General features: G+C 66.6%; 14 protein-coding genes. 9 read left to right on the top strand and 5 right to left on the bottom strand.

Annotated features, from left to right (window positions below):
* The first annotated feature begins 4 nt into the window (after nt 1–4).
* Together ACL02S_RS02575 and ACL02S_RS02580 are read left to right on the top strand one after the other, a co-directional pair.
* Nucleotides 5–538 carry a WKL family lipoprotein gene (locus tag ACL02S_RS02575; RefSeq protein ID WP_412800614.1) on the top strand — a complete coding sequence of 178 codons (534 nt, stop codon included), beginning with the start codon at nt 5–7 and terminating at the stop codon, nt 536–538.
* A 16-nt stretch (nt 539–554) separates the two neighbouring features.
* Nucleotides 555–2,648 (top strand): MMPL family transporter, encoded by a 2,094-nt coding sequence (locus tag ACL02S_RS02580; protein WP_412800615.1) that lies wholly within the window; start codon nt 555–557, stop codon nt 2,646–2,648.
* A gap of 33 nt (nt 2,649–2,681) precedes the next feature.
* Here ACL02S_RS02580 and ACL02S_RS02585 read toward each other — a convergent pair whose 3' ends face one another.
* From ACL02S_RS02585 to ACL02S_RS02600, 4 genes are read right to left on the bottom strand one after another with little or no spacing between them, the layout of a single operon-like run.
* Complete coding sequence (locus tag ACL02S_RS02585) at nt 2,682–3,536, bottom strand: heme ABC transporter ATP-binding protein (RefSeq protein WP_412800616.1); 855 nt, start codon at nt 3,534–3,536, stop codon at nt 2,682–2,684.
* Nucleotides 3,533–4,627 carry a FecCD family ABC transporter permease gene (locus ACL02S_RS02590; protein WP_412800617.1) on the bottom strand — a complete coding sequence of 365 codons (1,095 nt, stop codon included), beginning with the start codon at nt 4,625–4,627 and terminating at the stop codon, nt 3,533–3,535. Before ACL02S_RS02590 ends, ACL02S_RS02585 begins: the two co-directional genes overlap by 4 nt.
* Nucleotides 4,624–5,691, bottom strand: coding sequence for a heme/hemin ABC transporter substrate-binding protein (locus ACL02S_RS02595; RefSeq protein ID WP_412800618.1), 1,068 nt, complete (start codon nt 5,689–5,691; stop codon nt 4,624–4,626). Before ACL02S_RS02595 ends, ACL02S_RS02590 begins: the two co-directional genes overlap by 4 nt.
* Before the next feature lie 21 nt (nt 5,692–5,712).
* On the bottom strand, nt 5,713–6,672 hold the full coding sequence (locus tag ACL02S_RS02600; protein WP_412800619.1) for an aldo/keto reductase: 960 nt from the start codon (nt 6,670–6,672) through the stop codon (nt 5,713–5,715).
* A gap of 238 nt (nt 6,673–6,910) precedes the next feature.
* Between ACL02S_RS02600 and ACL02S_RS02605 the strand changes: the two genes are divergently transcribed.
* The 5 genes from ACL02S_RS02605 (at nt 6,911) to mshC (ending at nt 11,340) form a co-directional block, all read left to right on the top strand.
* Complete coding sequence (locus ACL02S_RS02605; RefSeq protein WP_412800620.1) at nt 6,911–7,753, top strand: undecaprenyl-diphosphate phosphatase; 843 nt, start codon at nt 6,911–6,913, stop codon at nt 7,751–7,753.
* Nucleotides 7,754–7,769: 16 nt separating this feature from the next.
* The gene (locus ACL02S_RS02610; protein WP_412800621.1) at nt 7,770–8,525 is read left to right on the top strand and encodes a histidine phosphatase family protein; all 756 of its coding nucleotides are present in this window, start codon (nt 7,770–7,772) and stop codon (nt 8,523–8,525) included.
* An 80-nt stretch (nt 8,526–8,605) separates the two neighbouring features.
* Nucleotides 8,606–9,190: a DUF3090 domain-containing protein gene (locus tag ACL02S_RS02615; protein WP_412800622.1), complete on the top strand. Its 585-nt coding sequence runs from the start codon at nt 8,606–8,608 to the stop codon at nt 9,188–9,190.
* A gap of 4 nt (nt 9,191–9,194) precedes the next feature.
* Nucleotides 9,195–10,010 (top strand): SCO1664 family protein, encoded by an 816-nt coding sequence (locus tag ACL02S_RS02620; protein WP_412800623.1) that lies wholly within the window; start codon nt 9,195–9,197, stop codon nt 10,008–10,010.
* 91 nt (nt 10,011–10,101) lie between these two features.
* Nucleotides 10,102–11,340, top strand: coding sequence for a cysteine--1-D-myo-inosityl 2-amino-2-deoxy-alpha-D-glucopyranoside ligase (mshC, locus tag ACL02S_RS02625; protein ID WP_412800624.1), 1,239 nt, complete (start codon nt 10,102–10,104; stop codon nt 11,338–11,340).
* Nucleotides 11,341–11,424: 84 nt separating this feature from the next.
* Here mshC and fadD11 read toward each other — a convergent pair whose 3' ends face one another.
* On the bottom strand, nt 11,425–13,236 hold the full coding sequence (fadD11, locus tag ACL02S_RS02630) for a fatty acid--CoA ligase FadD11 (protein ID WP_412800625.1): 1,812 nt from the start codon (nt 13,234–13,236) through the stop codon (nt 11,425–11,427).
* 416 nt (nt 13,237–13,652) lie between these two features.
* On the opposite strand from fadD11, the gene ACL02S_RS02635 reads away from it, so the two are divergent.
* Together ACL02S_RS02635 and ACL02S_RS02640 are read left to right on the top strand one after the other, a co-directional pair.
* Entirely contained in the window at nt 13,653–14,222 is a 570-nt protein-coding gene (locus tag ACL02S_RS02635; protein ID WP_412800626.1) for a TetR/AcrR family transcriptional regulator, read from the top strand.
* A gap of 108 nt (nt 14,223–14,330) precedes the next feature.
* Nucleotides 14,331–15,233 (top strand): alpha/beta fold hydrolase, encoded by a 903-nt coding sequence (locus ACL02S_RS02640; RefSeq protein WP_412800627.1) that lies wholly within the window; start codon nt 14,331–14,333, stop codon nt 15,231–15,233.
* The last annotated feature ends 32 nt before the right edge of the window (nt 15,234–15,265 follow it).

Consider the following 15,265-nt stretch of genomic DNA (forward strand, 5'->3'; position numbering starts at 1 on the left):
CGTGATGACCACCCCACCGCTCGCCCTGACCACCCTCATCGCGGCGAGTGCCCTGCTCGCGGTATCGATCGCGGCCTGCGGTAACGAACCGGACGATGCCTCCGTCGCCGCGGCCCGCTCATCGGCGCACGCGGCACTGTCCGCCGCGAGCACCGCTTCCAGCAGTGCCGCCCGCCCGCCACTACCGACAGCCGCCGAACTAGACGCCCAGATCAAACGGGCACTGGATCCGGCCCTGCCCGACAGTGAACGCACCGCTCTGATCGAAGACGGCGAAGCCTTCCAGCAGGCCATCCCCGATATGTACCAGGCGTTGCAGGACAATCCGCGCGCCGGCTACGGCGTCACCGATCCGGTATTCGACAACCACGACGGCACACTCACCGCCACCATGCGCCTGGACAAAGACGGCACCGGTACCGCGATCCGCACCACCGTCGTCCATTTCGTACTCATCGATGGCATGTGGAAGATCTCGCGCACCGATCTGTGTGGCATTCTGCGTTCGGCGGACTACCACACCCCGGCCTGCGGCTGAACGCGCCCGCGACGTGATGGGCAGATCCGAATCGCTGCGCTGGGGACGCTTCGTCCACCGCAACCGCTTCCCCCTCCTGATCTTCTCCGTGCTGTTCGTGTTGTGCTCGGGCTGGTACGGCCATGATCTGTCCGGGCGGCTGACCCAGGAGGGTTGGTTCGACGAGAGCAGCGAATCGGTCGCCGCCGCCGAACTGACCGACCGCACCTTCGGCCGCGACACCGACAGCGACCTGATCCTGCTCTACACCACCCCCGAGGGCACGACCGTCGACGACCCAGCCATCCGGGGCCCGGTCACCGCGCAACTCGCCGGGCTGCTGGATACCTATCCCGACCGCATCCTGAAGATCGACAGCTATTGGGACAGCCCGTTCGCCGCACAGGCCACCGACGCCACGCGCAGACACGCGTTCGCCAGTGTCGGCCTGCGCGATTCGGGCACCACGGCCATCGAGCACTACACGGCCATCGCCGATCAGCTCGGCGCCGGACACCCCGGCGGCGGCCCCGGCGGGACAACAGTGCAACTGGCCGGACTGCAACCGATTGTCGAAGGCATCAACGCCGGAATGCAGCACGACATCAGACGCGCCGAAGTGATCGCCCTGCCGATCGTGGCGATCCTGCTGTATTTCGTGTTCGGCGGCGTGATCGGGGCGCTGTTGCCGATCCTGATCGGCGGTATGACCATCCTCGGCACGCAGGGTGCGCTGCGGCTGCTGACCGACCATATCGAGGTCAATGCCTTCGCCAGCGCTGTCATGACCCTGGTCAGCCTGGGCTTGGCGATCGACTACGGATTGTTCACCGTCACCCGCTTCCGGGAGGAGCTCGCCGCGGGCCGCACCGTGGAAGACGCCGTCGCCCGTACCGTCACGACCGCGGGGCGTACCGTGCTGTTCTCGGCCGCGATCATCGCGACCAGCCTCGCCGCGCTGTTCATCTTCCCGAACGGGGTCCTGCGTTCGGTGCCTTTCGGCGGCATCAGCGCGGTCCTGCTCGCGGCGCTGCTGTCGGTGACCGCGCTCCCCGCAGTCTTGGGCATCATCGGGCACCGCATCGACTTCCTGTGCTGGAAGCGGTTTTCCCGCACCAAGACCCGGGCACAGATCGACGCCGGATTCTTCTCTCGTCTCGCGGTATGGGCTATGCGCCATCCGCTGGCGGTGGCCGTGCCACTGGTGCTCGGGCTGCTCGCGCTCAGCATCCCGCTGCGCCACATCGAATTCGGCGGATTGAGTGAACGGTATCTGAACCAGGACAATCCGGCGCGGGTGGCGCAGGAGCGTTTCGACGAGCTGTTCCCGAGTTTCCGCACCGAACCGTTGAAGCTCGTGGTGATCGGCGCCGATCCGAGGCAACTGAGCGATATTCGTTACGCTGCCAACCAAATCCCCGGTCTGACCGGACGTTTCGAGCCCGCGGCGCCGACCACCGACGGCATCAACGTCCTCGCCGCCGGGCTGGTCGACAAACGTGACGCCGACCGGGTGATCGACGCACTGCGCGCTATCGATGCGCCGCCGGGGGTGCGGGTGATGGTCACCGGAGTGCCCGCATTGGAACGCGACAGTATCAACGGCCTGCTGGATGGCCTTCCCGCACTGCTGGCGATCCTGGTGGCGGCAGCGCTGGCACTGATGTACGCGGCATTCCGGTCGATAGTGCTCGCGCTGAAGGCCGTCGCGATGAGCGCACTCAGTCTCCTGTCCACCCTCGGCGTACTGACCTGGATATTCGTCGAGGGCCACGGTGCGGAGATCTTCCATTTCACGCCGGGCCCATTGATGTTCGCGGTACTGGCGTTGATCGTCACCGTGGTGTTCGGGCTGTCCACCGACTACGAGGTGTTCTTGTTGTCCCGGGTCTCGGAGGCACGCGCCAACGGCGCCACCGCACCGGAAGCGATCCGCTCCGGTATCGCCAACACCGGTGGTGTGATCACCTCGGCCGCCGCCATCCTGATCGTGGTCACCGGTGCGTTCGGGTTCTCGGATCTGGTGTTGATGAAATACATCGCCTACGGGATGATCGCGGCGTTGGTCTTGGACGCCACCGTGATCCGCATGCTGCTGACCCCCGCGGTGCTGAAACTGATCTGGCGATGACGTCCTCAACCGCCCGCTCCTGGCGGTATGCGGTCAACCCCGAACCGGTAACACCAGCTGAGCGCCGGTGACGGGATGGTCGAGGACTTCGACCGGATGCTGATAGACCCGGGTGAGCAATTCGGTGGTCAGCACCGCACGCGGTGGCCCGTCGGCGGCGATGCGGCCGGATTCGAGCACCGCGACCCGATCGGCGTAGGCGGCGGCGATCCCGAGATCGTGCAGGACGACGACAACTGCCGCACCCGCCGCGGCCCGCTCGGTCACCAACCGCAGCACCGCCTCCTGATGACCGAGGTCGAGGGCGGCGGTCGGTTCGTCCAACAGTATTGTCGCGGTGTCCTGGGCCAGCACCCGCGCCAGCGCCACCCTGGCGCGTTCACCACCCGACAGGGTCGGAAACGATCTGGCGCCGAGGTGTTCGACATCGGTAGCGGCCAACGCGGCGGCGATCGCGTCCTCGTCGCGTTCCTGGTGCCGGGTCCGTACCCACGGCGCACGCCCCATCGCCACCACTTCCCGCGCGGTGAACGGGAAGCCGACGGTGTGGCTCTGCGGCAAGACGCCACGACGGCGCGCCATATCCAGCGGTGTCCACTGCCGCAGCGCCTGCCCCTCCAGCTCGATCACCCCGGCACTCGGCGTGAGCTCACCGGCGAGGGCGGCCAGCAACGTCGATTTTCCCGCACCGTTCGGGCCGACCAGGGCGATCACCTGCCCCGCGACGACATCGAAGTCGATCCCCTCCAGCACATGCCTGGTATGCGTTCCGCCCGCCCCTCGCCGATCCACCCGCACCCCACGCGCCCGTAGCGTGACCGCCCCGCGTTCCGGCGTTTCCGGCAGCTCGTGTTCCCGCTCGAACACCCCGCGTACTCCTCGGATCATGCCCACCCTCCGGAACGGGCGCGCGTGCGCCGCAACAACCAGAAAAAGACGGGACCACCGATCAGGGAGGTGAGCATCCCCAGGGGCAGATCGGCATTGTCGATCAGCGAGCGGGCGGTGACATCGGCGGCGAGTAGCACCACAGCGCCGACGAGGCCGCTGAGCGGGATGAGGATGCGATGGGCTGGGCCGACCAGCATGCGCACCAGGTGCGGGACGATGAGCCCGACGAACAGAATGATGCCGGTGAACGCGACACTCGCGGTGGTCAGCACCGCGACGACGACGATCACCGCGCGCCGCAGCCGCTCCACATCGACGCCGAGATGCCGTGCGGCGGACTCACCGAGCGCCAACAGATCCAGCCGTGGCGCCAACGCCACCGCCGCGACGCTACCGACCACGACCAACGGTGTGACCACACCGACCGACTCCCATGTCGCACCGTTGAGCGAACCCAGCTGCCAGAACACGAGCTGGTCCCTGGCCGCGGGAGTGGCGATGAACAGCAGTAACGCGATCAACCCGCCCGCGAAAGCGTTGATCGCCACCCCCGTGAGCACCAGTGTGACGACCTCGGTACGCCCCTGCGATCTGGCCAGCACATACACCAGCAGCGTGGTCCCGAGCCCGGCGACGAACGCGGCGGCGGCCACCGACCACACCGCGACGAACGCGCCACCCACCACGATCACCGTGCCTGCGCCGACCGCCGCGCCTGCCGAGACCCCGATCACCCCTGGTTCGGCGAGCGGATTGGCGAACACTCCCTGCAACAACGCACCCGCTGTCGCCAACGCCGCGCCGACCAGCATCGCCAGCACCACCCGAGGGAACCGGACCTCCCACAAGGCCACCTCACCTGCCGGATGTGCGGGCAGCGGTCCCAGATCCAGCCCGATCCGGTGCAAGACACTGCCCGCCACCTCGGCCGGTGTCGTCGGCACCTGGCCGATCGCCGCCGATGCCAACGCCAACGCGACCAGCCCGGTCACCGCGACGATATACACCAGCAGCACCCAGGAGCGGCCACGTGTTCCCGGTGCGGGGGCGGCCTGCGGGCGCGCTGCCGGCGTAGCCGGAGAACTCATGCGTGCCCGGTGTCGTACACGGCCGCACTCAGTGCCGCGATCACCCGGCCGGTATTGGGCCCGAAACTCAACAGCACGGCGTCGGACATATCCACCACTCGCCGGTCGCGGCCCGCCGGGGTCTGCGCGATGCCGGGGATGCTCTCCAGCCCGTCCACCCCGCCGATGGATTCCAGCCCGTCCGACATCACCAGCAGCACATCCGGCGCAGCACCGAGCATGGCCTCACTGGTGATCGTGGTGAACGGCTCCGTCAACCCGACGACGGTGCCTGCATCTCGCGCGCCCAGCGCGGCGATCAGGGTATCCGCACCGGAGCCCGGCCCGGCCATCATCATGATGGCTGTGGAACGCAGGTAGAGAAACGCTATGGTCAGCGGCGGATCGTGCGCGGGAACGGCGGCTTTCGCCGCGGCGATCTCGTCGCCGGTGCGCTGCGCGAGCACCTGCCCGCGCTCGGGCACCCCCAGCGCGGCTGCCACCGCCTCGATCTGCGGAAGCACCCCTGCCATCGTGCGGGACGGATCGAAATAGACGATCGTGACACCCGCGGCACCCAACTGTTCCCGCACCGCGGCGGTGGCGCTGGTGGTGTCGGTCAACAGCACCGACGGCTGCAACGCCAGGATCGATTCCACATTCATCGACCCGTTGCCACCGGCCACATTGGGCACATCACGCACCGCGGGGAACGACGCGCTGGTGCTGCGGCCGACCAGCTTCGGCCCCAAACCGAGCGCGTACACGATCTGGGCCAGGGTGCCGAAGCGGTCGACGGCGATGATGCGGTCGGCATCGGTGACGGTGACCATACTGCCGTCGAACGACCGCACGGTCACCGGCAGCACCGGCGCCGTATCCGATTCGATCGGCACCGGATCCAGGTCGGTCAGCCGCGCTGTCGACGGCCCGTGCCCGGCCCGCTCGGCGTCGTTCTCCGAGCTCTTCGAAGTGCAGGCGGTCGCGCAGGCCAGCAGGCTCGCGATGCACAGGGCCGCGACAACCCGCCACCATCCGGCTCGGACTCGGTCGCCACGCCGACCCTCGGTCACTGCAGTGCTCATGCAGGCAAGGCTAATTCTCGGTCATTCGGCGCGTGCACTCACGTCGTCGAGGGCAGCCGCGATCGCCCGGGGCAGTTCGAGGGTTTCGGCGGCGAGCACCCCGGTGAGCTGCCCGATGTCGCGGGCACCGACGATCATGCCCGCGACACCGGGCCGATCCCGGACCCAGGCCAGCGCGACCGCCAGCGGCGAGGTGCCCAGCCCGTCCGCCGCGGTCACCAGCGCTTCCACCACACGCGTTGCGCGCTCGTCGAGGCCGCTGCGGATCTCGGCCGCGGTAGCCTCCTCGGCGCCACGTGAATCGGCGGGGACACCGTCGCGATACTTCCCGGTGAGGATGCCGCCCGCCAACGGCGCCGAAGCGATCACCCCGACACCGTGGTAGTGCGCGGCCGGAACGATATCGGCCTCCGCATCGCGCGCCAGCAGCGAGTACGGTGTCTGCACTGCGGTCACGGACGTGGTCGCCGCCAAGCTCGCCAACTGCCATGCCCCGAAACCACGCACTCCCACGTACCTGACCCGCCCCGACCGCACCACCTGTTCCAGGGTCGCGGCGACTTCGGCCAGCGGCGTCAACGGATCCCACACCGCGACATTCCAGATGTCGAGATGATCGGTGCCGAATTGCCGCAGCGTGCGATCCAGCTGCTGGAGCAGCGCCCGCCGCGAAGTATCCACCGTGGCCTGCGACAGCTCCGGCATCGGCCCCTCGGCGGAGTTCTGGGGAACGACCCCCGCGCACCCACTGAGCACCAGATCGTCGCGGGAGACCAGATCACCGAGCAGCTCGGCCAGGATCCGCTGCGCGGCACCACCCCCATAGACCGGCGAGGTGTCCACGAGCGTGCCGCCCGCCTCGACGAACGCCATCAGCTGCCCCCTGGCGGCCTCGGCATCGGTGTGCGTACCCCAGGTATGGGTTGTCAGACCCATCCGCGATACCCGCAGGCCACTGCGCCCGACCGTCCGCTGTTCCATCACCGTGTCCGCGCATTCGTCACGGCGCCAAGCCTAGAACGTGCCGACCGCAGTGAGTTCCGCGCACACCACTTCCCGGCGTACCACCGAACGCGGCGGTAGCCCGGCATATCGCGCACAACCGGGCACTGTACTCTCGCTGCGAGATTGCGACGGAACCGGCGCGGCGCGCCAATTGCCCAGTCCGCTCCGAGGTTTCGGGTAGTAGAGGTTTCGTGTAGTAGCAGAGAGGGATTTCGTGGGCGAGTCGATGACCTGGGTACAGGCACTGGTGCTCGGGCTGGTGCAGGGATTGACGGAGTTCCTGCCGGTATCGTCGTCGGCGCATCTGCGCATCGTGTCGTCGGTGTTCTTCGGCGACGATGCGGGCGCTTCGTTCACAGCGGTCACCCAGCTCGGTACTGAAGCCGCCGTATTGGTGTTCTTCGCCAAGGACATCGCACGCATCGTGCGGGCATGGTTCGCCGGGCTGGGCGACTCGGCGCGCCGTGGACTGGATTACCGAATCGGCTGGTATGTGATAATTGCCACCATTCCGATCGGTGTGCTCGGTCTTCTGTTCAAAGATCAGATCCGCACTGGCGCCCGCAATCTGTGGCTGGTGTCGTTCATGTTGATCGCCTTCGCCCTGGTCATCGCCGCAAGTGAGTACTACGGACGCAAACAGCGCCCGATCGAGCAATTGACCACTCGTGACGGACTGGTGATGGGTTTCGCGCAGTGCCTGGCACTGATCCCCGGGGTCTCCCGCTCCGGCGCGACCTCATCCGCCGGACTGTTCCTCGGGCTGGAGCGCGAAGCAGCCGTGCGTTTTTCGTTCCTGCTCGCCATCCCCGCCGTGACCGCTTCCGGCTTGTTCAGCCTCCCGGACGCATTCGAGCCCGCTGGTGCCGGACTCAATGCCAGTGGACCGCAACTGCTGGTGGCGACGCTGGTGTCGTTCATCGTCGGCTATGCCGCGGTGGCCTGGCTGCTGCGTTTCGTGGCACGCCATTCGCTGAATTGGTTCGTCGGTTACCGCATCCTGCTCGGGCTGACCATCATGGGTCTGCTGGCAGGCGGGGTGGTCTCGGCGACATGATCGCTAAGCTGGCCGCATGACAGTGATCCTGCTGCGGCACGGTGTGTCCACCTCCAACACCGCCAGGACCTTGGCAGGCCGCAGCACCGGCGTCGATCTCACCGAACACGGTGACGAGCAGGCCAGGGCTATCGCCGAACGGCTGAGCGGGCTCCCGGTCGAGCGCATCGTGCACTCTCCGCTGCTGCGCTGCCGACGCACCGTGACCCCACTAGCGGAGAAATTCGGCCTGGAACCGGTATCCGACGACCGGATCATCGAAGTGGACTACGGCGAGTGGACAGGCAGGCCGCTGGCGGAACTAGTGGCCGAACCGCTGTGGAAGGTCGTACAGCGGCATGCGTCGGGTGCGGTGTTCCCCGGCGGTGAGGGCCTGGCCCAGGTGCAGTCCCGCGCGGTGGCCGCGATCCGGGAGCACGAGCGCGCACTCGCCGAACAACACGGCCGCGATGTGTTGTGGGTGGCATGCACCCACGGGGATGTGATCAAGTCGGTGCTCGCCGACGCACTCGGCATCCACCTCGACGGCTTCCAGCGGATCGTGGTGGAACCCGCATCGATCAGTGTCGTCCGCTATACCCCGGCCGCACCGTATGTGTGGCGGATCAACGACACCGGTACCGACTTGTCCGCGCTCGCCGCGACCGGCGGGCAACGCTCGGGAGCTTCGGGCTCCTCGGGAACCGTGAGCGCCGAAGCTGTTCCGGGTGGCGAGCTCGGTGGTTCGGGAAGTGCGGATAATGGGGGTGCGGAGCGCCGAGATTCCCGGTGATCAGTGGAGCAGTTGTCAGTAGTTGTAGGGAATCCCCGCACCGCGGGTAGTCGATCAGGGTCACGTATCAGGAGGTGCATGTGTCACGCGCAATCCATGTATTCCGCACCCCCGATCGTTTCGTCGCCGGGACCGTCGGTGAGCCGGGCGATCGCGCGTTCTATCTGCAGGCCGTGCAACAGCCACGCGTGGTCAGCGTGCTGTTGGAGAAGCAGCAGGTGAAGGTTCTCGCCGACCGGATGGGGTTGCTGCTGGACGAGGTGGCGCGCCGTTTCGGCGCGGAGGTACCGCCGCAGGCCGAGGACGTCGCCGACAACGCGCCGCTGGTGACCCCGATCGATGCCGAGTTCCGGGTCGGCACCATGGGACTGGGCTGGGACGCCGACGCAGGCGCAGTAGTGGTGGAATTGCTGGCGATCACCGAAACCGAGGTCGACGAGTCGGTGGTGCTCGACGACACCGAGGAGGGTCCGGACGCCGTGCGGGTGTTCCTCACCCCGAGCCAGGCACGCGAATTCGCGCTGCGCTCCACCCGGGTGATCGCGGCAGGCAGACCACCGTGCCCGCTGTGCGGCGAGCCGCTCTCCTCGCGCGGTCATATGTGCGTGCGCACCAACGGCTACAAGCGCGGCGACATCTTCGGTACGGCCGAGCTAGAGGAGTAATCCGGTGGTCGAGGCCTGGGACCGGCTGCACAGTGGTGAGCTGAGGGTGGCCGGGCGGGTGAGCACCGCCAGTAACGTGACTTTGGTTTGCGATATCGGTGACACCGACGACGACACCGAGCAGCCACCGCTGCGGGTGGTCTATAAACCGATCCGCGGTGAACGGCCGTTATGGGATTTCCCCGACGGCACCCTGGCCGGACGTGAGGTGGCGTCGTACCTGATCTCCGAGGCGATCGGCTGGGGGGTGATCCCCGAAACCATTCTGCGCGAAGGGCCTTTCGGGCTCGGGATGGTGCAACGCTGGGTGCAGGGCGTCGACAACCACACCGAACGCGGCACCCGGCTCGACCTGATCGATCTGTGTCCCACCGGCGCGGTCCCCGACGGATTCCGCGAAGTGCTGCGCGCGCTGGATCAGGAGGGCAACCCGGTATCGCTGATCCATGCCGACGACCCGCGGCTACAGCGGGTGGCGGTACTGGATGTGTTGCTCAACAACGCCGACCGCAAGGGTGGGCATGCGTTGGAAAGCGTGGACGGGCAAGTCTACGGTGTCGACCACGGCATCTGCCTGCACACCGAGGACAAATTGCGTACCGTGCTGTGGGGCTGGGCGGGGCAACCGATCAGCGCGGAGCTGATCACCGATATCACCGCATTCGCTACCCGGCTACCGGGCCGGGTCGCCGATACCCTGAGCGAACATATCACCGATGCCGAGATCGACGCACTGATCGAACGGACCCGGCATATGGTCGGTAATCCGGTGATGCCGGTTCCGCGCACCGCGCGCCCCATCCCGTGGCCCGCGCTGTAAGCCCACGCCACGGCTACTCCGGACACAGCTCACCACGGTCGGAACGGGGCCGGGAGCGGATGATCTCCAGCACACCCTTACCCTCGTAGACATGCAGTCCTGGTCCGATACCGCCCTCCCGACCGTCCCCGGAACAGGACCGCCGTTGCGGTTGTACGACACCGCCGACCGCCGGGTGCGCCCGGTGGCTGCCGGGGCGACCGCCACCATGTACGTCTGCGGGATCACCCCCTATGACGCCACGCATCTCGGACATGCCGCGACCTACCTGACTTTCGACCTGGTCAACCGGATCTGGCGGGATCTGGGACACGAGGTGCACTACGTGCAGAACGTCACCGATGTCGACGACCCGCTGTTCGAACGCGCGGCCAGAGACGGCGTGGACTGGCGTGAACTGGGCGCCGCGGAGACCGACCTGTTCCGTACGGATATGTCCGCGCTGCGTATCCTGTCGCCCCGCGACTACGTCGGCGCGATCGAATCCGTCGACGAGGTCGTCGAATTCGTGCAGAAGTTACTGGTTTCCGGCGCGGCCTACACGGTCGAGGATCCGGAGTATCCCGATATCTATTTCCGTAGCGACGCCACCGAGCAGTTCGGCTACGAATCCGGCTACGACCGGGCCACCATGGAACAGCTGTTCGCCGAACGCGGTGGCGATCCGGAGCGACCGGGTAAACGCGACACCATCGACGCGCTGCTGTGGCGTGCGGCCCGCCCCGGCGAACCGTCCTGGTCCGCGCCGTTCGGTGCGGGCAGGCCCGGCTGGCATATCGAGTGTTCGGCGATCGCCTTGAACCGCATCGGCTCGGGATTCGATATCCAGGGTGGCGGCAGCGACCTGATCTACCCGCACCACGAGTACTCCGCCGCACATGCCGAGTCGCTGATCGCCGGCCGTCGTTTCGCCCGGCACTACGTGCACACCGGCATGATCGGGCTCGATGGGGAGAAGATGTCCAAGTCCAGGGGCAATCTGGTACTGGTATCCGCGCTACGCCGCGACGGCGTCGACCCGGCCGCGATTCGTCTCGGCCTGCTGGCCGGGCATTACCGCCAGGACCGGATGTGGACCGATGCCCTGCTGGAGCAGGCGCACGCTCGGCTGGCACGGTGGCGCGCGGCCGCGACAGCGGCGACGGGTCCAGCGGCCACCGATACGGTCGCGCGGTTGCGCAGGCACTTGGCCGACGATCTGGACACCCCCAAGGCACTCGACGCGGTGGACAATTGGGCGCGCCAAGCGCTCGACTACGGGGGCACCGATGCCGAAGCCCCCGCGGTGATCGCTGCCGCGGTCGACGCGCTGCTCGGCATCGAACTCTGATACGGACTGTGCCGAGCCACCGTGTCGGTGGCTCGGCACAGTCCGCGACTACGGGCGCACCCAGCAACAGCTGGGTGGTTCCGGCTACAGGCCGGCCCGTTGTTGCTGCGGTTCGTACACGCCCTCGAGCAGGTCATCGGCGTAGAGCGAGGCGATGTGCTCGGCGTATTTGGCCGAGATCGGCTTGCGACGCAACTTCATGGTCAAGGTCACCTCGTCACCACCGGGTTCCCAGAAGGTCGGCAGGATGGCGAACCGTTTGATCTGTTCGACCCGCGACAGCGCCGCATTGCCCGCCGCCACACCGTGTGCGATTTCGGCCACTACTTCCGGATCGGCGGCCAGCGTCGCGGCAGAATTGTCCGGCAGACCGCGCTTGGCGGCATAGAACTCCGCCGTTTCGGCATCGATGACGATCAAGGCGGTGTTGTACGGGCGGGCTTCGCCGATCGTGACGATGGAGCCGATCAGCGGAGTCGCGGCTTTGATCGTGTTCTCGATATTGGCCGGGGACATGTTCTTTCCCGCGGAGTTGATGATCAGCTCTTTCTTGCGGTCGACCACCCGCAGGTAACCGTCGTCGTCGACCGACAAGATGTCACCGGTGTGCAACCAGCCGTCCGAGTCGAGCGCCTCGGCGGTTTTCTGCGGCTCCTTCCGATATCCCTTCATCACCAGTGGCCCCCGCACCAGGAATTCACCGTCCTCGGCGATACGCCACTCCATTCCTGGCAGCATCCGGCCCACCGAACCCAACCTGGCCTCGGCCGGCGAGCAGGCGCTCGCGACACAGGTGAGTTCGGACATGCCCCAGATCTCCGAGATCGGGATGCCGAGTCCGAAGAAGAATCCGAGCGTCTGCGGCGGGATCGGCGCGGCACCCGATATCGCCCACTTCAACTGGTCCAAACCGATTTTCGCGCGCAATGCCGAAAGCACCCGCTCATCGGCCTTCGCCCATTCGGCGGCCAGCTGCTCATCGATCGGCTCACCTCGCAGTTGCGCGTCCGCTTTGCGCGCCGCCACGCCGAGTGCCCATTCCAGGGCAGTGCGGGTGGCCTCGTCGGGCTCGTTGGCGACGGAATACTCGATAGCCGCTTTCAGTTTCTCCCATACCCGGGGCACCGCGCCCCAGATCGTCGGGTGCACATCGACCAGCGCGGCGGGCAGCAACGCACGGTCGGGCACCACGGTGAGCTGCACACCGTACATCTCGTGCAGATACAGCGAACAGACCCGGTCGGCGATATGCGCCGACGGCAGGAAAGAAGTCTGCCGGTCGCCGAACTCGACCGGGAGCACCGCGCATATCGCCCGCGTTTCGGCCAACAGATTGGCGTGCGTCACCTCGACACCTTTGGGGTCTCCGGTGGTGCCCGAGGTGTAGACGAGAGTGAGGACGTCCTCGGGCCGCACTGCCCGCCAGGTCGCCTCGAAGTCGAAATCGGGGCGCCCCATGGCCTTCAGCTCATCGAGCCCGATGGTGCCGTCCGGAGCGCCATCGATGCAGACGATGGTCTCGATCGGCGCACCGGAACGCCGGATGCGCTCGACATACTGCTCCTCACAGAACACCACCCGGTTGCCCGCATTGCGGAAAATGTAGCTCAGTTGCTCGGGCGCGAGAGTGTTGTACACCGAGAACGAGGTCGCGCCGGTGTGCTGTGCGCCGACTTCGATCGGATAGAACTCCACCCGGTTGCCCATCATCAACGCCACGGTGTCACCACGACCGATACCGAGTGCGGACAGCCCGGCCGTGATCGCACGAACCTGCTCGGCGTACTGCCGCCACGTGAGCGTCTGCTCGCCCCCGACAGTCCGGACCGCCACAGCGTCCGGATCGATCGCCGCGCTACGTTGGAATGCGGCACAGGACGTATTGGGTTCGATCATCACACAACTCTCGTTCGGTACACAGACTTCCCCAGACACTAAGCGTCCTGCCGTAGTGCGCGGGGCGTTTTCGATCGCTTTCCGATGAAGAACTCCCCGCGCCGGCACCACCGCCGGCATACTTCTTTGTTCCGAAAAATTCTGTAGGACAAGAACTCCGGATGACCGGAGCACTCTCATGCGGAGGACGGCGACCGGGTCGATGTCCGGCAGCCACCCAGCGCGAAGCCGTACGTGGGCACGGGGGAGGGCGCAGGGGAGAGCACCTGCCGTATCGGTAATTATCTCCGCAGGTAACAGCTACTCACTGTGTCCGATATCCAGTCGTCGAGTCTGCGACGACTCGGTCCGCCCGGCACTACGATGCGGTACTGTTCGCTCCCGCCCCTGCCCGAACGAAGAGAACGGCGCCGAGAATGTCACGTGTGGTCACCAAGGAGCAGTACTTCGACACCGGCTTGCTCGTGCTTGCCGAATTCGGCTTCAAGGGCCTGAACATCGGTGTACTGTGCCGCAGGCTCGGCGTAACCAGTGGTTCGTTCTACCATCATTTCGGCAGCTGGCAGGGTTTCGTCGATGCCTTGCTCGACTATTGGGAGAACCGCCAGGTACGTATCCTCGCGACGCTGCCGTTCAACCAGGGAAATCCGGACGACGATATCCGCACCATGTCCGTCCTGGCCGAAGGCCTGCACCATGCCGCGGAGGCAGCCATCCGCGCGTGGGCGGCCAATGACGAATCGGTCAACCTGGCCCTCAAACGCGTCGACGAATCCCGTAGGCGCACCATGCGCAAGGCGATCAGTGGCATCGTCGCCGACGATGCCACCACCGACGCGGTCACCTCACTGGGGATGGCGATGCTCGTCGGCTATCAGCAGATCGCCGCGGGCGGCGAAGAACTGTCCCTGGAGGGGCTTCTTGCCGAATACGCGCGGCTGATCTACTCGTATGCCGATACCGCGCTCGCGGGGGCAGCCGAGTAATTCGTCCGGATCCGGCCACACCGGTGAGTACTGCGCGATCGGCACTCGGCCGAACCGCTGTGCGCAGCGCGCGCACGCGCCATGCTTGTCGATGACAAGGAGGTAGACATGGAGGAATTCGCGACGTGGCGAGCCAACGGGCGACGCCTCACGCATCGCGGTCATCAAGTCTTCTGGCGCGATGACACAGGCGGCGGTGACCAGGTCCTGGTGTGCATACACGGGTTTCCCACCGCATCCTGGGACTGGCATCGGATCTGGCCCGGTCTGCGGGAGCGCTTCGCCAGGGTGATCGCCCCGGACATGATCGGCTTCGGCTGGTCGGCGAAACCACGCCACTACGACTATCGCATCACCGACCAGGCGGATATCCACGAGAGCCTACTGCGCGAACAAGGCATCGACCGGTTCCACATACTTGCCCACGACTACGGCGATACCGTTGCCCAGGAACTGCTGGCACGTGCCAGTGCACGTCGCGCGGCAGGCGACCGATCGCTGGTGCTCGAATCGGTATGCCTGCTCAACGGGGGCCTGTTTCCCGAGGCGCATCGCCCGCGACCGGTGCAACGGCTGCTGGCCGGTCCGCTCGGACCATTGGTCGGGGTGCTCGGCAACGAACGCACCTTCCACCACAGCCTGGCCGCGGTGTTCGGTCCCGACAGCAAACCCACCGAGGCCGAACTCCACCAGTTCTGGCTGCTGTGGTGCAGTAAGCACGGTAAGCGCAACGGCCACAAACTGATCAGTTATCTGGCCGAGCGTCGCAAGCAGCGGCAGCGCTGGGTGGGCGCATTACAGCAGGCCAAGGTCCCGATCCGGTTCGTCGACGGAGTGCTCGACCCGGTCTCCGGGGGGCATATGGCCCGCCGCTATCGCGAACTGATCCCCGACCCGGATGTGGTGGAGCTGCCGAACGTCGGCCACTATCCCCAGCTGGAAGCGCCTGAGCAGACCCTAGCGGCACTTCTGGAATTCCATGACAAACGGGTGCACGAATCGACCCCTTGACGCGGCAGGCCGGTGTGCACCCGATTGCGGGT

Origin of the sequence: Nocardia spongicola (assembly GCF_047200775.1) — a bacterium.
GTDB lineage: Bacteria > Actinomycetota > Actinomycetes > Mycobacteriales > Mycobacteriaceae > Nocardia.

Coding starts and splice junctions, on each gene's coding strand:
- ACL02S_RS02575 (WP_412800614.1), top strand. CDS start 5: ATGACCACCCCACCGCTCGCCCTGACCACCCTCATCGCGGCGAGTGCC.
- ACL02S_RS02580 (WP_412800615.1), top strand. CDS start 555: ATGGGCAGATCCGAATCGCTGCGCTGGGGACGCTTCGTCCACCGCAAC.
- ACL02S_RS02585 (WP_412800616.1), bottom strand. CDS start 3,536: ATGATCCGAGGAGTACGCGGGGTGTTCGAGCGGGAACACGAGCTGCCG.
- ACL02S_RS02590 (WP_412800617.1), bottom strand. CDS start 4,627: ATGAGTTCTCCGGCTACGCCGGCAGCGCGCCCGCAGGCCGCCCCCGCA.
- ACL02S_RS02595 (WP_412800618.1), bottom strand. CDS start 5,691: ATGAGCACTGCAGTGACCGAGGGTCGGCGTGGCGACCGAGTCCGAGCC.
- ACL02S_RS02600 (WP_412800619.1), bottom strand. CDS start 6,672: ATGGAACAGCGGACGGTCGGGCGCAGTGGCCTGCGGGTATCGCGGATG.
- ACL02S_RS02610 (WP_412800621.1), top strand. CDS start 7,770: ATGACAGTGATCCTGCTGCGGCACGGTGTGTCCACCTCCAACACCGCC.
- mshC (WP_412800624.1), top strand. CDS start 10,102: ATGCAGTCCTGGTCCGATACCGCCCTCCCGACCGTCCCCGGAACAGGA.
- fadD11 (WP_412800625.1), bottom strand. CDS start 13,236: ATGATCGAACCCAATACGTCCTGTGCCGCATTCCAACGTAGCGCGGCG.
- ACL02S_RS02635 (WP_412800626.1), top strand. CDS start 13,653: ATGTCACGTGTGGTCACCAAGGAGCAGTACTTCGACACCGGCTTGCTC.
- ACL02S_RS02640 (WP_412800627.1), top strand. CDS start 14,331: ATGGAGGAATTCGCGACGTGGCGAGCCAACGGGCGACGCCTCACGCAT.